Annotated in this window: 27 protein-coding genes; 10 read left to right on the forward strand and 17 right to left on the reverse strand. The window is 52.2% G+C overall.

All coding sequences use genetic code 11. The features are described 5' to 3' along the window. Positions 1–51: 51 nt before the first annotated feature. From NHM04_RS10035 to NHM04_RS10060, 6 genes are read right to left on the reverse strand one after another with little or no spacing between them, the layout of a single operon-like run. Positions 52–444, reverse strand: a complete 393-nt coding sequence (locus NHM04_RS10035) for an RNA-binding S4 domain-containing protein (protein WP_254263659.1) — start codon at positions 442–444, stop codon at positions 52–54. A gap of 2 nt (positions 445–446) precedes the next feature. Next, entirely contained in the window at positions 447–1,109 is a 663-nt protein-coding gene (gene yrfG / locus NHM04_RS10040; protein ID WP_254263660.1) for a GMP/IMP nucleotidase, read from the reverse strand. A gap of 41 nt (positions 1,110–1,150) precedes the next feature. Next, entirely contained in the window at positions 1,151–2,224 is a 1,074-nt protein-coding gene (locus NHM04_RS10045; protein WP_254263661.1) for an efflux RND transporter periplasmic adaptor subunit, read from the reverse strand. A gap of 16 nt (positions 2,225–2,240) precedes the next feature. After that, a complete protein-coding gene (locus tag NHM04_RS10050) occupies positions 2,241–3,506 on the reverse strand; it encodes an ABC transporter permease (RefSeq protein ID WP_254263662.1) in 1,266 nt (421 codons plus the stop codon). Next, on the reverse strand, positions 3,506–4,744 hold the full coding sequence (locus tag NHM04_RS10055; RefSeq protein ID WP_254263663.1) for an ABC transporter permease: 1,239 nt from the start codon (positions 4,742–4,744) through the stop codon (positions 3,506–3,508). Before NHM04_RS10055 ends, NHM04_RS10050 begins: the two co-directional genes overlap by 1 nt. Beyond that, positions 4,741–5,433, reverse strand: a complete 693-nt coding sequence (locus NHM04_RS10060; RefSeq protein ID WP_254263664.1) for an ABC transporter ATP-binding protein — start codon at positions 5,431–5,433, stop codon at positions 4,741–4,743. The genes NHM04_RS10055 and NHM04_RS10060 overlap by 4 nt, the downstream gene beginning before the upstream one ends. A gap of 132 nt (positions 5,434–5,565) precedes the next feature. Between NHM04_RS10060 and nudE the strand changes: the two genes are divergently transcribed. Then, the gene (gene nudE / locus NHM04_RS10065) at positions 5,566–6,111 is read left to right on the forward strand and encodes an ADP compounds hydrolase NudE (RefSeq protein ID WP_254263665.1); all 546 of its coding nucleotides are present in this window, start codon (positions 5,566–5,568) and stop codon (positions 6,109–6,111) included. Positions 6,112–6,240: 129 nt separating this feature from the next. Beyond that, positions 6,241–6,474, forward strand: a complete 234-nt coding sequence (locus NHM04_RS10070; protein ID WP_254263666.1) for a hypothetical protein — start codon at positions 6,241–6,243, stop codon at positions 6,472–6,474. Positions 6,475–6,483: 9 nt separating this feature from the next. On the opposite strand, the gene glp is transcribed toward NHM04_RS10070, so the two are convergent. Genes glp through moaA form a run of 3 tightly spaced genes read right to left on the reverse strand, consistent with a single transcriptional unit; the run spans position 6,484 to position 9,228 of the window. Beyond that, positions 6,484–7,686 carry a gephyrin-like molybdotransferase Glp gene (gene glp / locus NHM04_RS10075; protein ID WP_254263667.1) on the reverse strand — a complete coding sequence of 401 codons (1,203 nt, stop codon included), beginning with the start codon at positions 7,684–7,686 and terminating at the stop codon, positions 6,484–6,486. Then, positions 7,683–8,186, reverse strand: coding sequence for a molybdenum cofactor biosynthesis protein B (moaB, locus tag NHM04_RS10080; protein ID WP_254263668.1), 504 nt, complete (start codon positions 8,184–8,186; stop codon positions 7,683–7,685). The genes glp and moaB overlap by 4 nt, the downstream gene beginning before the upstream one ends. 40 nt (positions 8,187–8,226) lie before the next feature. Beyond that, the gene (gene moaA / locus NHM04_RS10085) at positions 8,227–9,228 is read right to left on the reverse strand and encodes a GTP 3',8-cyclase MoaA (protein WP_254263669.1); all 1,002 of its coding nucleotides are present in this window, start codon (positions 9,226–9,228) and stop codon (positions 8,227–8,229) included. Between the two features lie 452 nt (positions 9,229–9,680). On the opposite strand from moaA, the gene cobA reads away from it, so the two are divergent. The 3 genes from cobA to nirD are packed head-to-tail and all read left to right on the forward strand — an operon-like array spanning position 9,681 to position 13,458. Continuing rightward, entirely contained in the window at positions 9,681–10,517 is an 837-nt protein-coding gene (gene cobA / locus NHM04_RS10090; RefSeq protein WP_254263670.1) for a uroporphyrinogen-III C-methyltransferase, read from the forward strand. A gap of 24 nt (positions 10,518–10,541) precedes the next feature. Further along, positions 10,542–13,088, forward strand: a complete 2,547-nt coding sequence (nirB, locus tag NHM04_RS10095; protein WP_254263671.1) for a nitrite reductase large subunit NirB — start codon at positions 10,542–10,544, stop codon at positions 13,086–13,088. A 13-nt stretch (positions 13,089–13,101) separates the two neighbouring features. Next, the gene (gene nirD, locus NHM04_RS10100) at positions 13,102–13,458 is read left to right on the forward strand and encodes a nitrite reductase small subunit NirD (RefSeq protein ID WP_254263672.1); all 357 of its coding nucleotides are present in this window, start codon (positions 13,102–13,104) and stop codon (positions 13,456–13,458) included. Between the two features lie 278 nt (positions 13,459–13,736). Here nirD and NHM04_RS10105 read toward each other — a convergent pair whose 3' ends face one another. Next, positions 13,737–13,979: a hypothetical protein gene (locus NHM04_RS10105; protein WP_254263673.1), complete on the reverse strand. Its 243-nt coding sequence runs from the start codon at positions 13,977–13,979 to the stop codon at positions 13,737–13,739. 188 nt (positions 13,980–14,167) lie between these two features. On the opposite strand from NHM04_RS10105, the gene NHM04_RS10110 reads away from it, so the two are divergent. The 4 genes from NHM04_RS10110 to NHM04_RS10125 all read left to right on the forward strand — a co-directional run bounded on the left by NHM04_RS10110 (position 14,168) and on the right by NHM04_RS10125 (position 16,729). Then, the gene (locus NHM04_RS10110; RefSeq protein WP_254263674.1) at positions 14,168–15,043 is read left to right on the forward strand and encodes a CsgG/HfaB family protein; all 876 of its coding nucleotides are present in this window, start codon (positions 14,168–14,170) and stop codon (positions 15,041–15,043) included. 90 nt (positions 15,044–15,133) lie between these two features. Beyond that, a complete protein-coding gene (locus NHM04_RS10115) occupies positions 15,134–15,790 on the forward strand; it encodes an HAD family phosphatase (RefSeq protein WP_254263675.1) in 657 nt (218 codons plus the stop codon). 159 nt (positions 15,791–15,949) lie between these two features. Then, entirely contained in the window at positions 15,950–16,513 is a 564-nt protein-coding gene (locus NHM04_RS10120; protein ID WP_254263676.1) for a type 1 glutamine amidotransferase domain-containing protein, read from the forward strand. 57 nt (positions 16,514–16,570) lie between these two features. Further along, positions 16,571–16,729 carry a YqaE/Pmp3 family membrane protein gene (locus NHM04_RS10125; RefSeq protein WP_254263677.1) on the forward strand — a complete coding sequence of 53 codons (159 nt, stop codon included), beginning with the start codon at positions 16,571–16,573 and terminating at the stop codon, positions 16,727–16,729. Between the two features lie 257 nt (positions 16,730–16,986). On the opposite strand, the gene NHM04_RS10130 is transcribed toward NHM04_RS10125, so the two are convergent. The 7 genes from NHM04_RS10130 to mutM all read right to left on the reverse strand — a co-directional run bounded on the left by NHM04_RS10130 (position 16,987) and on the right by mutM (position 23,698). Continuing rightward, entirely contained in the window at positions 16,987–18,153 is a 1,167-nt protein-coding gene (locus NHM04_RS10130) for a class I SAM-dependent methyltransferase (protein ID WP_254263678.1), read from the reverse strand. A gap of 117 nt (positions 18,154–18,270) precedes the next feature. Beyond that, on the reverse strand, positions 18,271–18,810 hold the full coding sequence (locus NHM04_RS10135; protein WP_254263679.1) for a hypothetical protein: 540 nt from the start codon (positions 18,808–18,810) through the stop codon (positions 18,271–18,273). Between the two features lie 488 nt (positions 18,811–19,298). Beyond that, positions 19,299–19,748, reverse strand: a complete 450-nt coding sequence (locus NHM04_RS10140; protein ID WP_254263680.1) for a hypothetical protein — start codon at positions 19,746–19,748, stop codon at positions 19,299–19,301. A 618-nt stretch (positions 19,749–20,366) separates the two neighbouring features. After that, complete coding sequence (locus tag NHM04_RS10145; protein WP_254263681.1) at positions 20,367–21,779, reverse strand: TonB family protein; 1,413 nt, start codon at positions 21,777–21,779, stop codon at positions 20,367–20,369. A 13-nt stretch (positions 21,780–21,792) separates the two neighbouring features. Next, positions 21,793–22,308 (reverse strand): hypothetical protein, encoded by a 516-nt coding sequence (locus tag NHM04_RS10150; RefSeq protein ID WP_254263682.1) that lies wholly within the window; start codon positions 22,306–22,308, stop codon positions 21,793–21,795. A 68-nt stretch (positions 22,309–22,376) separates the two neighbouring features. Beyond that, positions 22,377–22,820 (reverse strand): DUF2059 domain-containing protein, encoded by a 444-nt coding sequence (locus NHM04_RS10155; RefSeq protein WP_254263683.1) that lies wholly within the window; start codon positions 22,818–22,820, stop codon positions 22,377–22,379. A gap of 65 nt (positions 22,821–22,885) precedes the next feature. Beyond that, a complete protein-coding gene (gene mutM / locus NHM04_RS10160; protein ID WP_254263684.1) occupies positions 22,886–23,698 on the reverse strand; it encodes a bifunctional DNA-formamidopyrimidine glycosylase/DNA-(apurinic or apyrimidinic site) lyase in 813 nt (270 codons plus the stop codon). Positions 23,699–23,789: 91 nt separating this feature from the next. On the opposite strand from mutM, the gene NHM04_RS10165 reads away from it, so the two are divergent. Further along, positions 23,790–25,766: a hydantoinase/oxoprolinase family protein gene (locus NHM04_RS10165; protein ID WP_254263685.1), complete on the forward strand. Its 1,977-nt coding sequence runs from the start codon at positions 23,790–23,792 to the stop codon at positions 25,764–25,766. Positions 25,767–25,769: the final 3 nt, after the last annotated feature.

A 25,769-nucleotide genomic window follows, 5' to 3' on the forward strand; every position in this document is an offset into this window, starting at 1 on the left:
TCCTCCGTGACCCGACAGCATTGCCCCAAGCAAATGGCAGCTGCTTGCTGTCTATTGGGTATCGTCCATTTCTCGTTTGAAGCGGTGAATTTGCCGGCGCTGCTTTTTGTTGGGCCGGTGCTCACTGACAATAAAAGAACCCAGCCCTGCTTTGCGCTCGGCGGCGCGCTGCTCACGCAGAGCGATACTCTGCTCAGTTTCGCGGTACAACTTTTGCGCCTCGGGCGCACCGCGACGCTGGTCAGATAACGCCAGCACTTCAACGGTTTTATCGTCCCAGCCCTGGCGGATGGTTAAGTTTACCCCGGTGGTGATTTCGCGACTGGGCTTAATGCGCTGACCATCGGCAGTGATTTTACCACCTTCTATGGCCTGCTTTGCGATACTGCGGGTTTTAAAGAACCGCGCCGCCCACAGCCATTTATCAATACGTACTTTTTCCACGTTTAGACGCCCTCTGCAGAAGGCATAATTTCATCGAAGTGTTCAATCGCTGGGTATCCGCTGACCCGGCGGGCAATTCGACTGTCCGGCTGATGAATCGCCAGCAGATGTCCAATACCATAGTCGCGGGCCGAATCTAACACCCGCAAGGTGTCGTCCACAAACAACGTTCGCGCTGGATCGAAGGGTTCTCGCGCCGCCAGAGCATGCCAAAACTCCTGTGCTTCTTTGGGATGGCTAAACTCGTGGGAAGAGACGATCAGATCAAAATGCCTATCGATTTGGGTGACTTCGAATTTTAAGCTCATCACCTGTGGATGGGCATTGGTCACCAGCATAACTTTTTTATCTATGCGCCGCAGCCAAGCCAAAAAATCCGTCACATGGGGGCGAATGCTAATTTTATGCTTTACCTCTTCTTTCAGCGAGCGGATATCCAAAGCTAGGGTGTCAGACCAGAAGTCCAGGCAGTACCACTGCAGACTCCCCTCATAAGAGGCAATTTGTCCGGCCAGCTCGTCTCGCACTGTAGCAAATTCGCGGCCGTGTATTTGCGCATAGCGCTGGGGTAAGTATTCAACCCAAAAGTAATTGTCAAAGTGCAGATCCAGCAGCGTGCCATCCATATCAAGCATGACGGTATCTATCGACTGCCAGTTAATCATAGTTCACCTCTAACTAGGGGCAACCCAGTTCATCGTACAGATTACAAACGCTTGATTTTATCACTTTCATCAATGCCAGATACAATCTCGATATTAATACCGTCGGACAGGCCAGTTTCCACCGTGCGTTTTTGGAATTGCTGGGGCCCTGTTTGCACCTCGACATAGTGCTGGTCGCCCTCAATAATCAAGTTGCCTTCGTTAATAGCCAATACATTTTCGCGTTTATCGAGCACGATATCGGCGTTAGCACTGTAATTGGCGCGCAAAAATAGATGCTCTTGCAGACTGATTGCGGCGCGAATCTCAAACTTGATGGTGCCTTGATCCTCCACCCCCTTGGGGGAGATGTACTCCAGCTCGGCACTAAAAGGCTCGCCGCCGAGAGCGCCCACGTCTAACAGCAGCTCCATGCCCTCGCGAATTTTACCGACTTCGGCTTCATCCACCATACCTTCAAAAATCATGTCCTGCATATCAGCCAAGGTGGCGATTGCCGTACCCGCGCCATAGGTACTCGACTCGACAATAAAGGCACCCTCTTTATGAGGCACATCGAGAATCATACCGTCGCTGGTGGCGTGAATGACATTGGAAACCAAATCAGATTTTTTCGTTGCACCTTCGCGAATCAGCAGCAGGTTATTTTCCGCTGCATTGACCGCCTGCTGTTTTAATTCGAAATCCAGCAAAAACCGGTTGTATTCTGATTCGGAAATAAGCTGCTGCTGCATCAGGTTTTGCTGTCTTGCCAACTCCTGTCGGGCATTGTTTAAACTGATCTTAGCGCTTTCTAATTGTGACTCGGCATTGTTAATGACCACCATACTGGGAGCGAGTGAAATTTTGGCAATAATGTCGCCCTTTTCGACCGTCTGCCCCGCCGTTACAAACAGCGCATCCACCACCCCCGACACCTGCGAAGTCACATTAACTTCCTTGCGCGGCACCACTTTTCCCGTAGCAACAGTCTTGTTCACAATCGTGGTTACGAAAGGAGAATCCACCTCAAAGACTTCGGGCTGTTGCTGCGATTTCTGGTAGAGAAAGACCGCCGTACCGATAAACACCAGCAAAACGATTAAACCCAGTAAAATCAGAAAAAATCTTTTCATAGTTATTGTCCAGTTACTATTCATCCTGAAGTGCGACAATGGGGTTGACCCGCGCAGCTTTAGCGGCCGGCAACAAGGCGGCCAACAAGCCCGAAACAATTAAAATACATACCGCCAACATCGCGGTATCAAAGTCTACCGAGGGGTTTAAAAACATATCCGAACCACCGGACATTGCGACAGCTTTAGACACTAACTCAAGAATCAACACCCCGGCCACTAACCCCAGGTAACCAGAAACCGCGGTAATTAACACCGACTCTTGCATAATCATGCCGACAATCGAAGCGGGCGTTGCCCCTAATGCTTTACGCACGCCGATTTCGCGGGTGCGCTCTCTTACCACAATCAACATAATATTACCGACACCTATGGCGCCCGCGAGAATCGTACCCACAGCTACTAACCAACTGAAAAAGCCAATCCCCAGAAACAGCCCCTGAATCTTGTCAAACTCCTGCTGCAGGTTAAAACTTCCAAATACGCCGACATCGTCTGGGTGAACATGCTTTCGTTCTTTTAAAAAACTCAATACTTCTTGCTCCGTTTGCGAGGCGTGCACGCCCTCAGCGGGAAGAATCGTTAAGCTGCCCACCCAACCCACCTGGTTGAAGGCGTAACGCAAAGTATCATTGGGCACATATATTTTTTCCTCTTCCTGAGTAGTATTACCTTTGGATAGCGATTTAAAGGTGCCCACCACCTGAAAACTAATACCATTGATGGTGATGTACTCACCCAAAACAGTCTCGCTACTAGCGAAAAGCTGTTGCTTAACCCGCGCACCAATAACAGCAACCTTGCGTTTTTTTTCGGTGTCAATCTGGTTCAAGTAGCGGCCCGCCGTCACTTCCAGTGAATGCATTAATGCCATCCCCTCGTGGGATCCCTGCACAAAAAAAGTTCCGTTTTTATCTTCGTAAACAGTGTATGGTGGCGTGCCGCCCCAGATACCAATACTGTTTTGCCCGCGCACAAATCCCACACTACTCACATTTTTTCGCACCGCATCTACATCTTCCGGCAACAGAGTGACACGCCTGCCTATGCCATGGCCTTTATAAGGGATTTGGGTTTCGCTGCCGGACCAAATAAATACTCCATTGGGCACCTGAGGGAAACCTGCCATGACGCCGTTTTCTAATCCCTTTGCCGCACCGAGTAATATGGAGAGCATAAAAATGCCCCAGAAAACCCCAAACGCGGTAAGAAATGTGCGCAATTTATGCTGGCCCAGAGTGGTGAAAATCTCCCTCCATTTATCGACATCCACCAGACTCATTACTCCGCCCTCATAGCTTCTATAGGCGGAATTCGGGCGGCGCGAATGGCTGGCATTAATCCGGCCAACCCACCCACCACAACCAACAGCACCAGGGCGGTGACCGCGGCAGAAAAATTCACTTCTGGGCGCTTAAAGAACTCCATCTGCGCCCCACTTACCTGCAGCCCGTAAGCCATCAATTCAATCAAAGCCACCCCCAATACCAGGCCCGCATAACCGGCAATACTGGTTACCAGAATCGACTCCAACAGCAATGTGCTGACGATGGAAAATGGAGTTGCCCCCAGGGCTTTGCGAATACCGATTTCGCGGGTGCGCTCTTTTACGGTAATGATCATAATATTGCTGATACCGACGATACCCGCTGTCAAAGTACCGAGCCCGACAAACCAAATAAAGCCATTGATAGCGACGAACAACCCTTTCACCATCTTGGCCGGCTCGGCAAAATTAAACGTTTGAATCGCACGATGGTCTTGCGGGGAAACGTTATGGCGCTTTTTAAGCAGCGTGACAATTTCCTCTTCCAAAGCAAATCCGTCTACATCGGGTTTAGGACGCGCCCAAATCACGTGTACCTGATTGCCACGGCCAAAGGTTTTGGTAAATGTGCTGTAGGGGACAAAAACCCGCTCCGAGTCGCGGCCATTGTTATTGCGATCGTGAAAGACTCCGATAACGGTCAAATTAATGTTATTGACCTGTATCATTTTTCCTTCGGGCTGCGCATTGGCGCCAAACAGGCGATCGCGCACACTGGTGCCGATCACCGCAACTTTGCGCGTTTCAAAGTTATCGAGATAGTTTACCGTGCGACCCGACGGAAAAGGCACCTGGTCGCGGATTTTAAAGTAGGTGTCGTCAATACCGTAGAGATCAAAGAAGCCGGTTTTATTGCCGTAAGTAACCGTCCCCTGCCCCATGGAGTTGGCGCCGGTGATAAACCTTAGGCCATCCACCTGTTGGCGCAGCGCGGTAATATCATCGTCGGTATAACCGATACGCCGCCCCAGGCCCTGCCCCCGATAAGCCACCGAGGTGGTGCCGCTCCAGATAATAATGGTGTCCAGCGCGTTGTCGGCAAAACTATCCATCACACCGTTTTGCATGCCCCGCCCGGCGCCGAGCAGCAGAATTAACATAAAGATTCCCCAGAACACGCCAAAGGCCGTGAGTGCGGTGCGCAATTTATTGCGCCGCAGTGTGTAGAAAATCTCTTGTAGGCCGTCGATCACCCCATGGCTCCGGAGGCAAGCTTTGCATCGTTCACCACCAGACCATCGCGCAAAATAATACAGCGCTCGGTCTGATCGGCAATATCTTGCTCGTGGGTGACAATCACAATGGTATTGCCCAGCTCGTGAACCTGTTGCATCACCTGCATGACTTCAGCAGTGGTTTTACTGTCAAGCGCACCTGTGGGTTCATCGGCGAGTATGACCTTGGGCTGGGTTACCAAAGCCCGAGCCATTGCGACCCGCTGTTTTTGCCCGCCCGATAATTGATTGGGCATATGCTCGGCGCGGTCGGCCAACCCCACCATATCTAAATACTCTGCCGCCCGGCGGTTGCGCTCGCGCCTGCCCACCTTTTGGTAGTAAAGAGGCAGGGCCACGTTCTCCAGCGCCGATTTGAACGGCAACAGATTAAACGACTGAAACACAAAGCCGATAAATGCATTGCGCAATTGTGCCGCCTGGCGCTCTTTAAGGTGGGTAATTTCCTGCCCGGCGAGAAAATAGTGGCCGGCGTCGTGGGAGTCTAGCACCCCGAGAATATTCAGCAGGGTAGACTTACCCGAGCCGGACGACCCCATAATAGATACCAGCTCTCCCTCACGGATATGCAGATCGATACCCTTTAAGACGTGTAAGCGCTGATCTCCGGTTTGGTAAGATTTATGGATATTTTCCAGGCGAATCATGGCCGAGGCTTCCTTTTTCTGTGCGGCATTGCCTTGTTATTGTCCGTAGGACGCCTTTAGGAGCGGTAAAGTTGCACCTGCGGCTATGCTACCATGGCTTTTTGTCATCCACCCGAACGAAACCAATCACCAATGCCCACTAAACCCGAAATCATCAAACGGCATACCGTCGCCAAGAGCCGTCTGTTTCGTGCCGACGAACTACACCTTAAATTCAGCAACGGCGAGCAACGTGTGTATGAAAAGCTGTGTAGCGGCGGCCCCGGAGCAGTCCTTATGGTTCCCATGCTGGATGACTCTACAGTATTAATGGTGCGCGAATACGCGGGCGGCCTGGAGGATTATCACCTCGCCCTACCCAAGGGCGCAATCGACCGGGGCGAAACCCCGGAGCAGGCCGCCAACCGCGAGCTCAAAGAGGAGGTAGGCTATGGGGCGAGCAATATCCACTGGCTCAAAAGCATCCATTTGTCCCCCGCCTATATGGAGCACAAGATCAATGTCCTTCTGATGCGCGATCTCTATGCCGAGAGGCTGCCAGGCGATGAGCCAGAACCCATTGAAGTAGTGCCCTGTAATATCGATGATTTGCTGGCCCTGGTTATGCGTGATGAGGTTATCGAAGGACGCACCATCGCCGCACTTTTTATGGCCAAGGCGTGGCTGCAATCACAATAATAGTCGGGCATATAGCACAACATAAACATCTGCTAGCGGCAAAACACAAAATAATCTAACGGCCGACTTGGGGCCGTGCTAGGCTGTTATTTCTATTTATTTGGCAGTGGCAAGAAAAGGGAGATTGTTATGTCACAGGCTCGCGCCCGCAACGCTGACACCTTCGGTGTTTCCATCAATATCAACCACACAGGCCGGTTACGCCAGAAGCTTATCTCGGAAATTACTGGGCTGGAACGTCAGGTACACGAGCTAAAATTGGCTGGCCAGGCAGTGGATTTTGAGCTTATGGCCTCTTATAAAGAGTTGATACACAGCCGCAAGCAACTACTGAAGCAGCTGCCCAACTCCTGGTGCTGGTAACCGGCAAGGTTAGCAGCACCACTGAGCGAGCGGCAGAACGTCTACCCACTGACCTCGCTCAATGACCTCCCCCGCAGGCAATCGCACCAGACAATCGGCCCATGCTACCGATGACAAAACACCGGAGCTTTGCTGGGCAAACAGCTCAACCCCACTGCTGGACATTCTGCCGCGCGCGTATTCATCGCGCCCACCGGGGTGCATACGCTCAAACAGCGCTTGCTGTCGTACAGACAGAAGCGGCTTTTGCTGACCACCCGCCATCACCAACAGCGCCGGGCGCACCATAAGCTGGAAAGTGACCCAGGCGGAAACAGGATTGCCCGGCAGCCCAATAAAAGGCGTTTTCGCTACGCGGCCAAACGCCAGAGGCTTGCCCGGCTTCATCGCGACCTTCCACAAATCTAACTCGCCCAAGGCTTGCACCGCGGGCTTTACATGGTCCTCATCGCCCACCGACACTCCACCGCACGTTAAAATCACGTCCGCCACTGCCGCTGCATGACTTAAAGCCTCACATGTCGCCTGGTAGTCATCTTTTACTTGTTGCTGCAGCACCACCTCGCCGCCGAGCGAAGTCACCAGAGCCGCCAGCATAGGCTGGTTGGAGTTATAAATCTGCCCGGCCTGTAAAGGGCTTCCCGGCGCCACCAGTTCATCCCCCGTGGACAGCAGTGCTACCCGCAGCGGCTGGCAAACACTTACTTCTGCAATGCCAACGGAGGCTAACAGACCGATATCCTGGGGGGTTAAATACCGGCCACCAGACAACACCAAGTCGCCCTTGGCAATATCCTGCCCGCGCGGGCGAATATTGGCCCCGGGTTGAACCTTGGCATTGAGAGTTATCCGGTCCCCATCGCGGGTGACATTTTCCTGAATAATGACACTATCGGCGCCCGGCGGAATTTCAGCCCCCGTGAGAATACGCGCCGCCGAACCGAATGGCAGTGGTCTAGGTGCGGTGCCCGCGGCAATGGTTTGACTGACCGGCAGAGTCGAACCTGGCGTGCCGTCCATCGCCGCCAGCGCATAACCATCCATAGCACTGTTTGCGGCCGGGGGCACATCCATAGGGGCCAAAATATCCTGCGCCAGAATGCGCCCACAGGCGGATGCGATGTCTATCGTTTGTCTCTCGGGTTGCGGCTGGCTAAGCGCCGCCTCCATCAGTAGCCTCGCGGCCTGTTCGACACTAAGCAGGTTTTTCATATCAGCTGGCCGACAAAATTGCAGGGCTTGTGGCGCGCATCCAGCTGAGACTCGATAATTCCCCAGGCAGTTTTGCATGCGCCTGTAGAGCCCGGCAGGCAGAACATTAACGTACGATTGGCAAGCCCTGCCGTCGCGCGCGACTGAATAGTCGATGTGCCAATTTCCTGGTAGGAAATTTGACGAAATAGCTCACCAAAACCCACCACTGTCTTGTCGAATAAGGGCGTCATGGCTTCAACCGTAGAGTCGCGCCCCGCAAAGCCTGTACCGCCGGTAATAAGCACCACCTGAACCTCGGGGGTGGCGATCCACTGGGACACCAGGGCGCGAATTTGATAGATATCATCTGGCACCAACTCGCGCGCCGCCAGGGTATGGCCGGCCGATATAAGCGCATCAACCAGCGCCTGGCCAGAGGTGTCATTCGCATGGGTTCGGGTATCTGATACGGTAAGAACAGCAATATTTAAAGCAACAAATTCACTACTGGCTGACATATAAAGTCCAGAATTTACACAAGATAATAAGCGGCTGGGGCTAGCCGCCGGTGGTATTCATAAAGCGGACAATTTGCGGCTCATCGGCACTTAAGTCAAAGGTGTGCTCCTTGGGCTTTAAGTCCATAGCGGCAACAATGGCTGCCTCTAGTCTCGCCTCATCGTTCGGGTATTCGCGCAGCACAGCGCGTAAATCACTACTGTGCTCTTGCCCCAGGCAGAGTAGCAAGCGGCCGGTAGCGGTCAATCGCACACGATTGCAACTGGCACAAAAGTTATTGCTATGGGGCGAAATAAATCCGATGCGCGAGCCGTACCCCGGACTCATCCAGTATCTGGCCGGACCACCGCTAGTGCTACTGCTCGGCAATAGCGGAAAGTGGGCGCTGATTATCTCGCGCAGCTCGGCACTGGAAATAAATTCCGCCGCACGACCATGGCTATCAATTTTGCCCAGCGGCATCTCTTCGATGAAACTAATATCCAAGCCTTCACTCAGGGCGTAACGAACCAGCGCCACGACTTCATCGGCGTTGCGATTTTTAAGCGCCACGCAATTGAGCTTAATACGTGTAAACCCTGCTCGCTGCGCGGCGTCGATACCACTTAGCACCTTGCGTATATCGCCAAACCGGGTCAGAGCGCGAAATTTTTGCTCATCCAAGGTATCCAGGCTAATGTTTATGCGATCCAGGCCCGCCCTTTTTAAATCGGCGGCAAACGCATCAAGCCGCGTGCCATTGGTGGTCAAGCATAACTCCTGCAACCCCGGCAGGCGGCGCAGCCGTGACACTAACTCGACCAACCCCTGGCGCACCAGAGGCTCGCCTCCGGTTAAACGCAATTTGTTTACTCCCAGGCGGGTAAAAGCCGCCGCCAAACGCTCCAGCTCTTCCAGGCTCAACACTTCACTGCGTGGCAAAAAAGTCATATCTTCAGCCATGCAATAAACACAGCGCAGATCACACCTGTCTGTTATCGACATGCGCAGATAATTAACCGTACGACCAAAACGATCGACCAAGGTGTTGGCTGTAGACATCACAAAACCTAATTAATAAAGACACTGGCGTCTTCAATAGCAAATAGCGAACCCACTACCCAGATTGTATACCACGAGGCCCGGGGGCGCAGGAACAGGCGCACCTGACAGGAGCTTTCTCATTCCCACCAAACCAAAGCGAACCAATAAAGCGCACAACAAATCTAAAATGAGTTAATTTTTACGATTTGGCACCAAAAAGAAGCACTACTAATGCCCACCAAAAACTCATTCTTGGTGCATATGACGGTGCAAGCCGCCCCACTCTGATGCGCGACTGTTTATGCGACGCAACCTTCCCCATAAAAAACTAGACCTCTAACACAATGTTTTTAAACAATAATTTTTAAAAGCAAATATTTTTTCTGAGGCTGGCACCGTCTTTGCTCTAACCCTAGGCAAGTCAACTCGATGTTTGAGTTATACGAATTGAATAGCCGTGAGAAAGCACCATGCACAAGCAAAGCACACAACAAGCCGCCATTATCAGTCTTGCGAACAAAGCGCCGCAGCAACGTGGCAAGGTTTGGCTGGTGGGCGCGGGTCCGGGCGATGCCGACCTGTTGACCGTAAAAGCCGTACGCGCCATTGAAAGTGCTGACGTGATTTTCTTTGACCAACTGGTCAGCAGCGATATTCGCGAGTTGTTCCCAAAGCATGTGCCGGCGATCTATGTGGGCAAGGTCAAAAACTGCCACAGTGTCGCCCAGGGTGATCTCAACCAAATGCTGGTTGAACACGCCCAGCGCGGGCTTAAAGTGTGCCGTATTAAAGGCGGCGATCCGTTTGTATTCGGTCGCGGCGGCGAAGAGCTATTAGAGCTGCGCCAGGCCGGCTGCGATGCCGAGGTCATTCCCGGCATTACCGCCGCCTCTGGCTGCTCTACTTCAGCGGATATTCCGCTGACCCATCGCGGCGTCTCCCAGGGTTGCACACTGGTTACCGGGCACGGCGAGAAAGAACTTAACCTCAATTGGCAGGCCCTGGCGGGGCTGAACCACACTCTGGTGTTTTACATGGGCGTGACCCGCGCCGGGCTGATCAGCGAGCAGTTGACTCGAGCAGGTCTCGACGCCGCAACCCCGGCGGCCATTATCGAAAATGGCTGTCGCGACAACCAGCGCGTCATTACCACGCCTTTGGGTCAATTGAGCGACGCCGTTAAAGAACACGCCGTGAAATCTCCGGCGCTCATTATGGTGGGCGAGGTGGTCAACCTGGCTCAGCAACTTAAATCCATCGAATCACAATTAAAAGACGCAGGCCACTACCAGAGCCTGAGCGCCTAACCGCATTAGCAGAGGAAGAAAGCCATGAGTAAACAACGCATTATTGTCGTCGGCAATGGTATGGTCGGCCACAAATTCATCGACGGTATTATCAATAGTGATAACGCCGAGAACTACGAAATCCTCACCTTCTCGGAAGAGCCACGCCTGGCCTACGACCGGGTGAAGCTGTCCAGCTACTTTTCCGGCTCTACCGTAGATGACTTGATGCTTACCAGCGAAGAGCACTATCAGAGCGCGGGCGTGGTTTACACCCTGAACGACAAGGTAGTGGACATTGATCACGACAACAAAACCGTGAAACTCGCCTCGGGCAAAGTGGAAGGTTACGACAAGCTGATTCTGGCCACAGGCTCCTACCCGTTCGTACCTCCCATTCCCGGTAAAGATCAGCCGCACTGCTTGGTATACCGCACCATCGAGGATTTAGAAGACATCACCGCTTCAGCAAAGGAAAGCAAAGTAGGCGTGGTAGTCGGCGGTGGTCTGCTGGGCTTGGAAGCGGCCAATGCGTTGAAAAACCTGGGCCTGGAAACTCACGTGGTGGAATTCGCTCCGCGCTTGATGGCGGTGCAGCTGGACGAGGGTGGCGGCAACCTGCTGCGCCGTAAAGTTGAAGCGCTGGATGTGAATGTTCACACCGAAAAGAATACCAAAAACATCACCGCTGGCGAAAAACATCGCTACCGTATGGAGTTTGCCGACGGCAGCTACTTAGAAACCGACATGATTTTGTTCTCGGCCGGCATTCGTCCGCAAGATGAATTGGCGCGCAACTGCGGCATCGACATCGGCGAGCGCGGCGGCATTATCATCGACAACTATTGTCGCACCTCAGTCGAAGACATTTACGCCATTGGTGAGTGCGCTCTGTGGGACAGCAAAATTTTTGGCCTGGTGGCACCCGGCTACCAAATGGCCAAGGTGGCCTTCTCTCACATTGATGGTGGCGCGGAAGAGTTTACCGGTGCCGATATGAGCACCAAGCTGAAATTACTGGGCGTTGATGTGGCCAGCGTGGGCGATGCTCATGCGCGTACCCCCGGTGCGCAAACCTACACCTATGAAGACGGCGTTAACGAAGTCTACAAGCGCTTAGTGGTTAGCGAAGACCGCAAAAAATTACTGGGCGCGGTGCTGGTGGGTGATGTAGAAGCCTATGGCACTTTGCAGCAAATGTGCGTCAACAGCATGGACCTGCCCGAAGCGCCCGAACAGTTAATTCTGCCCGCCTCAGACGGCAGTGCTGGTGCGGCCATGGGTGTGGATGCCCTGCCCGACACCGCGCAATTGTGCTCGTGCCTGGATGTCACCAAAGGCGATATCGTTGAGGCGGTACAAGGCGGCTGCTGCACCATGGGCGACATTAAGGCCAAAACCGAAGCCTCGACCGGCTGCGGTGGCTGCGCCGCTCTGGTGAAAAGCGTAATGGACAACGAGTTGAAGAACTTGGGCGTGGAAGTCAACAACCACCTCTGCGAGCACTTCAATTACTCGCGCGCCGAGCTGGCCGATATTGTCCGGGTGAAAAAGATTGAGTCGTTTGACGAGCTGCTCGACAGCCACGGCAACGGCGGCCTGGGCTGTGAAATTTGTAAACCCACTGTAGGTTCCATTTTAGCGTCCTTCTGGAACGACTATGTGCTGGAAGACAAGCACATGGGCTTGCAGGACACCAACGACATTTACCTGGGCAATATGCAAAAAGACGGCACCTACTCTATTGTGCCTCGGGTTGCCGGCGGCGAAATCACCCCCGATAAATTAATCGTTTTGGGTGAGGTTGCCAAAGAGTACGACCTGTACACCAAAATTACCGGTGGCCAGCGCATCGACTTGTTCGGCGCGCAACTGCACGAGCTGCCTGAGATCTGGAAAAAACTGGTAGACGCCGGTTTTGAAACCGGTCACGCCTACGGTAAATCCGTGCGCACGGTTAAATCTTGTGTGGGCAGCACCTGGTGCCGTTACGGCGTGCAGGACAGCGTGGGCATGGCAATCGCCGTCGAGAACCGCTACAAGGGGCTGCGCTCGCCTCACAAACTGAAGTTTGCCGTTTCCGGCTGTACTCGCGAATGTGCCGAGGCGCAGTCCAAAGATATTGGCGTTATCGCCACCGAGAACGGTTGGAACCTTTATGTATGCGGTAACGGCGGCATGCGTCCGCGCCACGCGGATTTGTTCGCCACCGATCTGGACGACGAAACTCTGGTGAAATACATCGACCGGGTACTGATGTTCTACATCCGCACCGCCGATCGCCTGCAGCGCACCTCGGTATGGCTGGAAAACCTGGAAGGCGGTTTGGATTACCTGCGCGAAGTGGTGATCGATGACAAGCTGAACATTGCCCAAGAGCTGGAAGACGAAATGACCAGCAACATCGGCAAATACCAGTGCGAGTGGAAAACCACCATTGAGAACCCCGAGAAACTCAAGCGCTTCCGTCACTTCGTTAACAGCGAGGAAACCGACAGCAACCTGGCCTATGTGGTCGAGCGCGATCAGCGCCGCCCTGCCAACGAAAAAGAGCGCGAAAACCAAATTCCCACCGTTGAAGTAACGGCTTAAGGAGCAACAGACAATGAATGCAAATGCAGTAAGCAACGAACAACAAACCCAATGGGTAGAAGTCTGTGACAAAGACGCGCTGGATGCCGATACCGGCGTCTGCGCGCTGATTGACGGTAAGCAAATCGCGATTTTCTATGTCGGCAAGCTGGACGAAGTTTTTGCCATTGATAACTACGACCCTATTGGCAAAGCCAATGTTTTGTCGCGCGGCATCATCGGCACCCAGGGCGAGCGCATTTGCGTCGCCTCGCCGCTGTATAAAGAGCATTATGACCTGAAAACAGGCGAATGCCTGGAAAGCCCCGATAACAGTGTCACCGCCTATGCGGTAAAAATTGAAAACGGCAAAGTCATGGTTGCCGTATAACGGTTCCGGTGAGCCCCTCTAGGCTGATAATGGCAGTATCGCGGCACAGGGATGCGCTGCCACCGGACCTTAAGCCAGGGCGAGGTGAACGCGAGACGGAGCACGGGCTAAAAAGATAAGGTCGGACGTCTAACGCCGGGAAAAACAAAATTTTAACAACTTAGAGAGGCGGGTTACCCAGCAAAAATTAAGATAACTCGCTTAAACGCTTTCTTCCCCCGATAGCTTCATGATATCGGACTTAAGGGTAGCCTCCCGGCTACCCATTTTTTTGTCTGTTAATCGCCACCCGATCCACCATCACCCCCGTGGTCGTGGGAATCGAGTACATCATAAGCGGTTGGCTGTGCCCCCGAACTACGCCGAGCCGCCAGAGCAAACACCGTCCAAATCATTAGTGCCAGCGCGAACAGCACAACGCATAACGGCATAAACAGGTTAAAAAAACCACTCTCTGAGCGCACATCAGTAAAAATCCAGCTGAGAATCAACCCCGCCACAATAACGCACAAGGACTTCATGCTCTGTCTCCTATCACTGCAAGCGCTATATTGTGAGAGCCACACGGGAGTTTGTACACCGCCACCCATCCGGCAAATAGTCGCACTTATCCATTTACGAACGTCTGAACTGGTAGATATTCAGCCCACAGCTAGCTACTATTGCCGCAATTAAGTGCCACAATTAAAAATTCGACAAGGAGAGGGAAATGAAGCGTCATATTTGTGTAAAGCTAGGGGCTCTGCTATTGGCAGCTGTATGTATGTCCAATGCCTGGGCAGCGCCGCGTATCGCAGTGGTCGATTTTGAAAACAAAAGCCAATACGGCGGCTGGAAGGTCGGCCGTGGCGCCGCCGATATGCTCACCACAGAATTGGTGAAAGAAACCGATTTCGATATCTACGAACGCGACCGCCTAAACGCCGTCCTGGACGAACAGAACCTGGGTCAATCAGGCTTGATGGATGTCAGCACCGCCGCCAAGGTCGGTAAGTTAATCGGGGTTGAATACATTGTCACAGGGGCTGTGACTGAATACGGTGACAGCAGCGCCGGCGGCGGCGGTGGCGGAGTGCACGTGGGTAAAAAAGGCTACTACGCCACGGTCGATGTACGCCTGGTGGACGTAAACACCGCACGCATTGTCTTTGCCGACACCGGCAATGGCAACAAAGCTTCCATGAATGTCCGTGTTTTTGGTTTTGGCGGAGGTGAGGGCTGGAATGAAAAGCACGCCTCAGAAGCCATGCGAGGCGCCATTCAAGAACTTACCCAAAAGCTCGCCGACGCAGACCTTGAAGGCGGGGGTATTGGCGGCTCGGTAAGCGCACAGCCCATTCTGTTAGCCGATGTTGCCGGAAGTGCCATTATTCTCAACGCAGGTAGTGGTGCGGGACTTACCAGCGGCGACACCCTGACCGTTAAGCGCAAAGGTCGCGAAATCAAAGACCCGGCCACGGGCGCCATACTTAAAGTGACTTATGACACCATCGGCACAATCAAGCTAACCAATGTTGAGGCCGCCTACGCAGAGGCCAAGGTGGCCAGCGGCAGTGGTTTTAAGGTCGGCGATATCGCCGAGTAACCAAAGTAAACCACCAATGCACGGGGCCGCCAAGCGGCCCTTTTTTATGCCCGTGCTATAATCGGCGCCTTCCGAAACAGGGCTAAGGTTATGATCAAAGGCATTATTTTTGACCACGATGGCACTCTGGTAGATTCCGAGCGCAAACACTACGGCCTTTGGGTAGAACTGCTTAAAACCTACGGCATTGACTTCCCAGAGCGTGAATACAAAGACCACCTGGCGGGCGTTCCCACTCAGCAAAATGCAGAGTACCTGGTTAACGCCTATTCCTTGCCTGTTAGCAGCGATGAATTATTTGCCGCGCGTGAAATTGCCACCCAACGGGTACTGGGCAGTGAAGCCTGCCCGCTGATCCCCGGTGCCCAAGAGTGTGTGCAATGGGTGGTTAATCAGGGCCTCAAAACAGCCATTGCTACTGGTGCCTCATACAACGAAGTCAAACCCACACTGACCCAGCATGGCTTTGATCGTTATTTCTCTATCGTCGCCAGCCGCGACAATGTAAGGCACGCCAAGCCAGCGCCTGATGTCTATCAATATGCGCTGCAGAAAATGGGGCTTGAGGCCAACGAATGCATTGCCATCGAGGACAGTCCGACCGGCCTGAAATCGGCTCTTGCCTGTGGTCTAGAATGCATTGTGGTAGAAAACGAGTACTCGGCGGGTCACGACTTTAGCAGCGCCACCGCCGTTTTCTCGACAATGACAGACGCGCGCCTGTGGCTTGAGCAAAGATTTTTGTAAAAATCACATACCACCGCAAGCCGTTTGCAAGCAATGCAAAACTCGCCTCTCCATTGACGCCTATTTCTCGCAAAACAGCGGGTCGCAGAAGGTTTTGCGTATCCGGCCCACACTTTGCAACCTCCTGATCGAAACCACAATTACTGTCAGGAGGTAATTATGTCTAAGTCAGTAAAAGGTAAACACGTAGCAATTCTTGCCACCGACGGCTTTGAAGAATCGGAGCTGTCATCTCCACGTGAAGCGTTGGACGCCGCAGGCGTCGATGTTGATATTGTGTCAATTAAAAGCGGCCAGATTACCGCGTGGGCCAAAACCAACTGGGGCAAAGATTACCCGGTGGACAAAGTGCTCGATGACGTCAGTGCCGACGACTACGATATGCTGGTATTACCCGGCGGCCTGTTTAACCCGGACACGCTCCGAGCCAATAAAGAGGCACTGGAGTTTACCCGCAACTTTTTTAAACAACACAAACCCGTAGCCGCCATTTGTCATGCCCCTTGGGTGCTTATCAGCGCGGGTGTGGTCAATGGACGCGATATCACGTCCTACCCCACGGTCAAAGATGACCTCATCAATGCGGGCGCCAACTGGCACGATCAACCAGTAGTGGTCGACAGCGGGCTGGTAACCAGCCGCAGTCCTGAAGATCTGGAAGATTTTAACCGCAAAGTGTTGGAAGAGTTAGCTGAAGGCAAACACCAACGCCAAGTAGCATAAAAACTTCAGGCGCCGTTCGCCCGAGCGGCGCCTTATTTTCACTCACAAGGAAACATTATGGACGTTATTCGAGTACTGCTCTCAATTCTACTACCCCCAGTAGGGGTATTTTTGCAAGTAGGTTTCGGCCTGCACTTTTGGCTAAATATACTATTGACCTTATGTGGGTATATACCCGGCATCGTTCATGCGGTATGGATTATTGCGAGACGGTAAGTGTGAAAAGAGGAGATTCGAAAATCGCCGCCAGACGTCAATTTTTGAATCTTCTCGGAGGCTAAAGCTTACTCCTAGCTGAGTTGTCGGCGCATCAAAGTGAAAGCTTCAATCGCACGCCTCGAAAGATTTATCCTGCACTTTAATAAAAGTAAACCTTAAAAAGACAAGCCACCTCAAACTCAGTCACCTACCCGAAGCGTCACTTGTAAGGCCCGAAGCTGATGCTCTTGAACTAATTAATTTGCGGCACACGGCTAGGCGTCAGTTGGAACCTCCATAAATCCAGTGTACAGAAGCGCCTTTTCTTGCTGGTCAGTTTCCGCGCTAACGAGAACATAAATGGACCGCTTATCGGCAATTTTCTCGTAAGGTATGCAGAACTCCCAGCCCGATGAATTTAAAGCCGTATTTTCGAAAGCGCGCCCGACATCGGGCCGCGATAGCCCGGTCGGGCAAGTATACTGCTTACCATCAATAGTTATATTAACGCTTCGAAGTGCACCATCATCAATGGATGCGGCCCAGCCGCGTAAATACAGTCCTTTTTCTCTAGTGATCATTCTTTCGTCTACCCATCCCCATGGTCCACGACGAATTTCGTTGAGTACCGCTAGCGACTTTCGCTCAGTGCCGCCCACAACGTATACGTCTTGTTCGTGGGCCAGGCCTTTAGGCAGTCTGAAGGTGGTCCGGGCCTCGCCACAAACATCGTGAATGGTACTTAGTACAAATTGCTCATTAACGAAAGTGTTGCCGTATATACTGGTGTCAAGATCCGCATTCTCGCTTTCCGGCAAATACAAAAACCCCTCTTCCTCAGAAAAATTTCTTGTTCCTTGCAATAAAGCCGCATCATGAACGCTAAAACACAAAATCCCATTCGGCGCGAGAAGCTCTGCTAACCTGGTTAGCCATTGCTTAAACAATGCTTTTGGCAGGTGCGAGAATAACGATGCAACCCAAATAACTTGATATTGCTCGCCAGGCTTAAAATCATCGGGGCAAGGGTAGGAAACAAGGGTTTTAACGCCGAACTCTTGCTCGACGAACTCAGTGGCATTCTTTTGAATGTCGGCTCCCGTAACCTTCTCTTTTTCAACCATTTCACTTAGAAAGCGGATGAGCCTACCGTAGCCGCAGGCGAAATCAAGGAACTTAAATGCTGGCTCCCTCATTATATGAGTGAGCTCTAAAATCTGGCGTACGGTATTAAACTGTTGTAAGGCAACGTTGTAGTACTGACTTGTCGCCGCATTGGCGTCGTTATGGTGCTTTAGGGAGTGATCAAGCATCTGATCGCCAGCATAAATATGAGTGTTCAGCTTCGCTGCCGACACCCCAAGGCAATGCGCTTGAAGGACCTTTTGAAACTCTGGGCTGTTGCAAAGCTCGATTACTCTGTCTCGCAGGTCTGAAGTCATAAAATGCGCCTCGATTGCCATTTGCGTGAAAACAGAATGCTAACATAAGCGCTTTACGTCAACGATAGGAGAGGTAGGACCGGGGTCACATATGACCCCATTACCTGCGACCGACTATCAGAGCATTTTCTTCAGCTCTGCGGCCATTGAGTTTGCGATTTTCTGTAAATCCTCCTGCTCTTTTTTAAAGTCGTTACCCAGGCCTGCGGTGGCAACTGTTTTTAAGTTATTAAGAAAACCCTGACTCAGGGTCTGATTGGCTTTACTGTAGCTATCGATAAGTTTATCGCCCTGGTAGAACTGGTAGGTGTAACCGAAAGTCGGGGTAGCTACAGAGCTCGATGGCGCAAAAGTATCCTCGCCAGAAAAATGGCGGAAGTAGCCTAATGTAACCTCAAGCCTTATGGAGTTCTCCTCGCCTGAAATTACCAAGCCCCCCACTTCCGACAGCGACGAGCGGAGGTTCTCACTAAACTGCTTTTCAAACGCACGTTCATCTGGGTACCCTTCAACGGTATGCTTCTCTTCTAAAGTCACACTGACATCAGCCAACTGATAACCTTGCGCGTCAGGCACCACCAATGTTTTCTTTGGCGGGTTAGAGCCACAGGCTGATAGAAAACCAAGACAAAAAATAGTGATAAGAATATAACGCATAACTTCTCCTAGGTTTATTGTAATTTTAAATTTAGAGGTGCATAGATACTACAGAACTCTCAATTCAAGACGTGACGCTGATGACCTTTCGGCGCGCACCGAGTTGAGTAATACGATGAGGGTAATTCGGCACAACCAGTCGAGACATCCTTGCCATAAGCATCTCCTGTCAAACTTTGAGTATTAGGTACAATAAAACCGATAGGCTATGAATTGAATTAAGTAAACTGTCCTCGGAACTTCCAATCGTCGAATTCACAATTCAAGACCTTCCCCCGACCTTCTGACCCCGACCTTTTTAGGTGGAAGAGGTAAGTCGTATAATCCTGATCAACAACGAAACAGGCTTCTCTATTATTTCCGCGTTGAATAACGTGTTGTGCACAACCAGGCAGATATGGACGACGAAGACGGGGCATTTGCTCCTCCTTGAACGAATCATTTGTCCTAATCTTAAAAATCTAAAACAACCAAACCACTCTCAAAATTCAACAACTCAAATCAACGACTCTGACCCTATTGATCTTCAAGCTCCAGTGTATTTTTATGACGCTAGACATAGATTTTTGCTTGTCTAAAACGGATGAAACCCTTCCCCATTCGTATATATAGGATACTGAAATATCATTTTTATCACTTGGCTTACCTAGGCATTCTTTTAGAATTTTGTTGTGGCAAGAAAACCTATCTTCGATCGTACCGTAAACACACGCGTTGAAGCCTACGGTCGCCTGATTAAGCGTTCCAAGATAAGAGTGTAAAGCTATCTGCCCTTCAAAACCGCCAATCTGTATGTTTTTAAAAATCTTAATTTTCCAACCATTTTCCATATCTATTTCTTCGTCGGGAATTATAGCTCGAGGAACTCCACATTCTTTTTGTACATACTCCCCTGCGATACATACCGCTCCAGTTGACACATCTATAAATTTACTCATTTCCTTCGACCTTTTTGAATGGTATGGAAAAAAGTGGTTCTAGAGAATTTCTGAAATTAGGTATATACAACTGTTCTACTCCACCTTCACCAAAACCTGTATTAGCCAAGGCGCGGGAGAGCGCTGCATTCGTGCTTCCGTTAACACGATAACAGTAACTCCATCTCTGTACACTCCATAGTTTGGGTTGTCTAAATTTGGTTGTATCTGCAACCCTAGGTAGTAGCCCTGAGCTGTACCATTTGCAATCAATGGGCTCAGACCTTACATTTGACACCCTATCCATCGAGTTTCTTTACGCCACGACTGATCATTATGTAGCCAAAGACTTGCCCGACTTCCGATAGCGTGTAATGACCGCTGCGATAGGCTGCTGACATACCTTCCTTCGGTTTTGTTAATGATCGACCTAGTGCTCCAGCGGCTTTGGTGGAATGAGTTTCTATGGTGTGGGAATTTCAGCAAGGGTGTAACAATCAGGTGCGGTATCCTTGCCATCTGCATCTCCTATCAAGTTTTAAACTTTACGCATAGTGAAGTGACAATCGATATACTGAGTTAAGCCCGCTGCCCAAAGTTCGCTCGCTCAAGCAAGGGCGAAACTCAAAATTTTCCAACTTATGCCGACTTATTATTTTTTATCGATTTCTCGTAATTACTCAAAGTGCTTTTGTATCTTTCGAGAGGTAGGTCCAGGGATTCTGCCTCTTTTACGGCTTTCTCCTGCCAGTTTTTTGCGCTGGCTAGATCACCCTCTGCTGAAGCAACTGCGGCGGCGACTTCGTAATAGGTCAACCGATCTGCATGATCTTCCGGTACTTGTGAGAAGTATTCGCGCGCCTTTGCAATAGCGTCCTGATTGTTATTTTCAGATCTTGCCAGGTAAGCTGCATAGCGCAGTTTAGCTTCCGGTAGGCTTTGCGCCGCTTCACTTAACCAATACAGCCCTTTGGTTTCATCTTTGGGAAATGAGGCGCCCCCCATATACTCGATGGCCAGTGCGTATTTGGCATCCGCGTTACCGAGCATTGCGGCGCGATAGAGCCAACCGGCGCTTTTGTAGGTATCTCTTTCACAGTAGCGCCCCTGAAGTGTGTTCAGCCCCAGAAAGTAAGCCGCGGATGCATTGTCGTTAGCTGCTGCCTTCTCAAACCAGGTGTTGGCGTTTTCTTTAAAACCTTGGATTTCTACTTCCTCGCCGAAGCGATTAGTTAACCCGTCGGTAAAGGAACTGGCGGCACCCAGGGTGTAGCCGTAAACAAACTGTTCGGAGGCATCACCAGTTTCCGCCTGCTGCTTTTGCTCCGCCAATAGTTCCTCTAATTTTGATGCCACTAAATAATTGCCAGCCAATTGAAACACCATGCGAATACGAACGCCCGGGGTTACTACCGGTTTACCATTCACTGTGCGCGGTTCATACAGGGATGCTCGCGTCGCTTCAATAGCGGCATTATCAAAACCTTTTTCGTTGCTATATAGCACCGTATGATCACGCGTCGTTCCATCTTCGGCGATGGTGTACATGACATCAACCCAGCCTGTTTTACCCCGTCTGGCCATATTTCGGGGATACTCCGGCGCTTTGCGTCGTAACACTTTATAGGGTTCGCTAACGGCGGCGCCCAGACTTAATTCGGGCGACAGTGAGTTGATAATATTCTCTTTTGAATATTGCGATAGCAGCTTATTCTTCTCTTTATCAGCCTGAGCTTTTTGTTCGGCAGATAACCGATTATAGACTTTGTCGGATAATTCGCTGCCTTGCGGATGACCTGTCGCGCCAGATAGCGCAAACCAAGCGTAGCTTTTTACCAGATCCTTATCGAGATGCTGGCCGCGAAAATACATAGCGGCAATATTAAACTGAGCGTCTTTATCGCCGTATGCCGAGGCCAGTTTGAACTCTTCGTAGGCTTTTTGCATATCGCCTTGCTCGTAGTACATAGCCCCCAGCTTAAAATCTGCTTGTACTGAGGCAGATAACAAGCTAAAGACCAACGCCACTGCTGATACTGCTTTTATGTTCATAAATCCTCCTTGATTACTTACTGCTCTTAAAGTGGATATAGCCCACTTCAGCCGAGCCTTTCGAGGTAGCTAACACCAGCTCGTCCGGCATATCGGTAAGCTCTACAGTTGTTTCAAAGTCGCCAGCAGAGAGGGTTAAGCCCGAAGGCGAGTCCCAGGAAATTACCAAATCAACCGGTCGGTTCCAGGGCAAGACGTCAGAGCGTGTGTACAGGGTGCCGGACTCTTCAGTTTTATGAGATAGAACCAACTCGTAGCCATCGCGGCAGTGCTCGCCTGAAAAGGCCAGCACTGCGACCGGAAATTTTCTACCGTCAATCTGACTAGACTCTAAAAATTGCAATACGGTGTAGGACTCAAAAGACGGACTAATTTGCATTTCAATTGTACCCGGCTGCGACATGGCAGCTAAAGTCCAAGGCACTGAGTCTTCTGAGAGCGAAAAATCCTGTTGCGACTGGGGCTCAGGCTGGGCGCAAGCAGCCAGAAAGAGCACTAACAAGAGTAAAATAGTGTTGCGAAAATTCATGGCAAATCCATTATTTATTATTGAATAGTCCTTAAACATCCCTGTCACCTCTACCTCCTACTATAAAATTATTCGGCCGCTTCTGCCTCATTTTCCGCCTTAGCGTCTTCCAGCATCTGCATCAACTCAGCCTGATGCTCCTGGGCGATGCGCATGCCTACCTGGCTGCCCTCTTGGAATAACTGCGGCATAACTTCGATGGCTTTTTTGCCCACCGGACTGCTATAGAATTCAATCAGTTTTTCAATTTCTGCATCGGTAAAATACTTTTTGTAAATCACCACCATGTCGTCTTTCATGGCATCCCAGGTGAAGTATTTCTCTGACCACTGGCCAATTACATCCTGATAAGGCGCCAGCGCCGGGTTGGCCTGCACCATCATATTCACCATTTGCCCCGACATCTGATTTAGCTGATCTTTACTTCCAATTAAATCCATTAGTTCGTAAACGGGCTCGGCTTGGGCGCCACTGCAAAGTACCAAAGCGGCGGTTGCGAGTAGTTTTTTCATCGTCCTTTTCCTTATAAAAAATGAAGGGGTGTTATAGCACAAAAATGCGCGTGTTTCTGATAGCGTTAACTTTGGCACACTGTACAGTAGACGGTGGCGCGCTGCCCCAGCTGGATCTCCTTAAGCGGTTTGTGACACACCGCACAGGGCTGCCCGCCACGGCCGTACACCATCAGTTGCTGTTTAAAGTATCCGGGTTTACCGTCGCCGCCGACAAAGTCTCGCAGAGTAGTGCCCCCCTGCTCAATGGACCTTTGCAGCACAAACTGAATTTTCTCCCACAGCAATTCACATTGCTTACGGCTCAGGGTACCGGCTTTGCGGATAGGCTTTATACCCGCCATAAACAGCGCTTCGTTGGCGTAGATGTTCCCCACCCCCACCACGACTTTGCTGTCCATTAAAAATTGTTTTACCGTCTGTTTGCGTTTGCGCGAGCGAACGAACAGGTATTCGGGGTTAAATTCGTCGCTTAGGGGTTCGGGCCCAAGGCTTGCCAGCAGCGGATGGGTGAAAGGGTCACCTGGGTGCCAGAGAATTGAGCCAAACCGGCGCGGGTCGTGATAGCGCAATACCGCCCCAGTGAACTCAATATCAACGTGATCGTGCAGCTCGGGGGCAGTATTTGGCGGCACTATGCGCAAGCTGCCTGACATACCCAGGTGAACCAGCAAAACGCCGTGGTTATACCCCAGCAACAGGTACTTGCCGCGCCGCCCCACCGTTTGCAACTGCTTGCCGCGCAGAATATCGTCCAACCCATCGGTTACCGGCCAGCGCAAGCTGGGCTGCCGCACAGTCACCTGGCGCACTTTTTTGCCATTGATGTGCGGCGCAATGCCGCGCTTGGTGGTTTCAACTTCGGGTAATTCAGGCATACAGGGCTCGCGCAAAAGCGCTATTGTAGCCCCTGTCCCTCGTCTTTGCTGGCGCTTACAATGGCGCTTTTGCAATAACCGGGCGAAGCTGATGTTACTGGGTGTAGATACGGGCGGCACATTTACCGATTTTGTTTTACTGGACGGCGCTGCACTTCGCGTGCACAAGCGCCTGTCGACCCCGGATGCCCCCGAGCGCGCGATTATTGAGGGCATTGCCGCCATGGGCCTCACGGCAGCGGCCCGCGCCGGCGAGCTAACTATTGTGCACGGCAGCACCGTTGCCACCAATGCCGCGCTGGAGCGCAAAGGCGTGCACACTTTATACGTGACCAACAGCGGCCTGGCCGATGTCCTCAGTATCGGCCGCCAAACCCGCGACCAGCTCTACAACCTAACCCCAGCCCCCAGAGACAACCCGGTTGCGCGGCAAGACTGTGTCGAGGTCAATGCCCGCCTGGCGGCGGATGGCTCACGGGTGAGCGAGCTCGGCGAGACGGATATCGAACAATTGCAGCGGGTTATCGCCGAGCGTAAACCCGCCGCCGTAGCGATTAACCTACTCTATTCGTTTATTAACGACGACGATGAAAAAGCCCTGGCCGCCGCCTGCCCGGCCGACGTTTTTGTCAGCTGCTCGTCCAAGGTGCTCCCCGAGTATGGTGAATACGAACGCGGTATGGCCACTTGGTTAAACGCCTACTTGGGCCCCAAGGTACAGGGATACCTAAACCGTCTGGCCGCCGGTGTGGCCCCCAGCCCATTGGGGGTTATGCAATCTTCCGGCGGCACCATCGATGCGGCGCAGGCTGCGGAGCGGGCGGTCAATCTGCTTTTATCCGGCCCGGCCGGTGGTCTGGCGGCGGCCAAGTTTTTTGCCGAGAAGCTGGGCGCAGCCGGTGCACCGGAAAAGCTACTGACCTTTGATATGGGCGGCACCTCTACCGATGTCGCCATGATTGACGGCGAGCTCAAACTCACCAATCAAGGCAAGCTCGGGCCTTACCCAGTGGCCGTGCCCATGGTGGATATGCACACCATCGGCGCAGGCGGCGGCTCTATCGCGCAAATGGATGCCGGGGGTCTGCTGCAAGTCGGCCCCGAATCCGCCGGAGCCACCCCCGGCCCCGCCTGCTATGGCCAGGGCGGCACCCGGGTGACGGTTACCGACGCCAATGCCTATTTGGGCCGCTTGCATCCGGATTATTTTTTAGGCGGCGCCATGAGCCTGGACACTGCCTCAGCCGCTGATGCGATAGAAACCTTGGCCGCGCAGCTGGGTCTTTCCACCATGGATACGGCACTCGGCGTGATTCGCCTGGCCAACGAACATATGGCAGCTGCGCTACGGGTGATATCCGTGCAGCGCGGTTACAACCCGGCGGATTTCCGTCTGTGCTGCTTTGGCGGTGCAGGGGGTCTGCATGTATGTGCCCTGGCCGAAGCTTTGGGTATGACACGGGCACTGGTGCCGGTGCACGGCGGGGTATTGTCAGCCTTGGGGATGCTGGTAGCCAACCCCGAAAGGCAGTTGTCGCGCTCGCTACAAACACCTCTGGCCGCTTGTAGCGAGGCACAATTGCAGCACGAACTAGCGGCTCTGGCGCATTCTGGCGAACAACAGCTGATCGCCGAGGCGGTGGCGCAAGAGAGCATTAGCACCCACTCCAGCCTGGACTTGCGCTACCAGGGCCAAAGCTTCTGCCTGAACATTCCCTACACAGGTTTAGCAAACGCCGCCGAGGCCTTTCATCAGGCCCACGCCACCCGATACGGGCACCGACTGGATATTCCGGTAGAGTTGGTCAATGTTCGGGTCAAGTGCGAAGCGCCGAGCCATTCTATCCAGTTACCCCAATTACCCAGCCAACCGGCGCGCGCGCTGGAAACCCTGCACCTGCCGGAGCTGGGTGAGACCCCAGTCTACCAGCGCGATCAATTGGGAGCCGGAACCAAGCTGCAGGGGCCGGTGCTGATTTGCGAAACCGTCTCCACCACGCTGGTAGCGGCGGGCTGGCAAATGGAGGTCGACGCGACAGGCAACCTGTTACTGCAAAAGCTTCAATAAGAG

Source organism: Gilvimarinus sp. DA14, assembly GCF_024204685.1.
Taxonomy (GTDB): Bacteria; Pseudomonadota; Gammaproteobacteria; order Pseudomonadales; family Cellvibrionaceae; genus Gilvimarinus.

Coding starts and splice junctions, on each gene's coding strand:
- yrfG (WP_254263660.1), bottom strand. CDS start 1,109: ATGATTAACTGGCAGTCGATAGATACCGTCATGCTTGATATGGATGGC.
- NHM04_RS10045 (WP_254263661.1), bottom strand. CDS start 2,224: ATGAAAAGATTTTTTCTGATTTTACTGGGTTTAATCGTTTTGCTGGTG.
- NHM04_RS10050 (WP_254263662.1), bottom strand. CDS start 3,506: ATGAGTCTGGTGGATGTCGATAAATGGAGGGAGATTTTCACCACTCTG.
- NHM04_RS10060 (WP_254263664.1), bottom strand. CDS start 5,433: ATGATTCGCCTGGAAAATATCCATAAATCTTACCAAACCGGAGATCAG.
- nudE (WP_254263665.1), top strand. CDS start 5,566: ATGCCCACTAAACCCGAAATCATCAAACGGCATACCGTCGCCAAGAGC.
- NHM04_RS10070 (WP_254263666.1), top strand. CDS start 6,241: ATGTCACAGGCTCGCGCCCGCAACGCTGACACCTTCGGTGTTTCCATC.
- glp (WP_254263667.1), bottom strand. CDS start 7,686: ATGAAAAACCTGCTTAGTGTCGAACAGGCCGCGAGGCTACTGATGGAG.
- moaB (WP_254263668.1), bottom strand. CDS start 8,186: ATGTCAGCCAGTAGTGAATTTGTTGCTTTAAATATTGCTGTTCTTACC.
- moaA (WP_254263669.1), bottom strand. CDS start 9,228: ATGTCTACAGCCAACACCTTGGTCGATCGTTTTGGTCGTACGGTTAAT.
- cobA (WP_254263670.1), top strand. CDS start 9,681: ATGCACAAGCAAAGCACACAACAAGCCGCCATTATCAGTCTTGCGAAC.
- nirB (WP_254263671.1), top strand. CDS start 10,542: ATGAGTAAACAACGCATTATTGTCGTCGGCAATGGTATGGTCGGCCAC.
- nirD (WP_254263672.1), top strand. CDS start 13,102: ATGAATGCAAATGCAGTAAGCAACGAACAACAAACCCAATGGGTAGAA.
- NHM04_RS10105 (WP_254263673.1), bottom strand. CDS start 13,979: ATGAAGTCCTTGTGCGTTATTGTGGCGGGGTTGATTCTCAGCTGGATT.
- NHM04_RS10110 (WP_254263674.1), top strand. CDS start 14,168: ATGAAGCGTCATATTTGTGTAAAGCTAGGGGCTCTGCTATTGGCAGCT.
- NHM04_RS10115 (WP_254263675.1), top strand. CDS start 15,134: ATGATCAAAGGCATTATTTTTGACCACGATGGCACTCTGGTAGATTCC.
- NHM04_RS10120 (WP_254263676.1), top strand. CDS start 15,950: ATGTCTAAGTCAGTAAAAGGTAAACACGTAGCAATTCTTGCCACCGAC.
- NHM04_RS10125 (WP_254263677.1), top strand. CDS start 16,571: ATGGACGTTATTCGAGTACTGCTCTCAATTCTACTACCCCCAGTAGGG.
- NHM04_RS10130 (WP_254263678.1), bottom strand. CDS start 18,153: ATGACTTCAGACCTGCGAGACAGAGTAATCGAGCTTTGCAACAGCCCA.
- NHM04_RS10135 (WP_254263679.1), bottom strand. CDS start 18,810: ATGCGTTATATTCTTATCACTATTTTTTGTCTTGGTTTTCTATCAGCC.
- NHM04_RS10140 (WP_254263680.1), bottom strand. CDS start 19,748: ATGAGTAAATTTATAGATGTGTCAACTGGAGCGGTATGTATCGCAGGG.
- NHM04_RS10145 (WP_254263681.1), bottom strand. CDS start 21,779: ATGAACATAAAAGCAGTATCAGCAGTGGCGTTGGTCTTTAGCTTGTTA.
- NHM04_RS10150 (WP_254263682.1), bottom strand. CDS start 22,308: ATGAATTTTCGCAACACTATTTTACTCTTGTTAGTGCTCTTTCTGGCT.
- NHM04_RS10155 (WP_254263683.1), bottom strand. CDS start 22,820: ATGAAAAAACTACTCGCAACCGCCGCTTTGGTACTTTGCAGTGGCGCC.
- mutM (WP_254263684.1), bottom strand. CDS start 23,698: ATGCCTGAATTACCCGAAGTTGAAACCACCAAGCGCGGCATTGCGCCG.
- NHM04_RS10165 (WP_254263685.1), top strand. CDS start 23,790: ATGTTACTGGGTGTAGATACGGGCGGCACATTTACCGATTTTGTTTTA.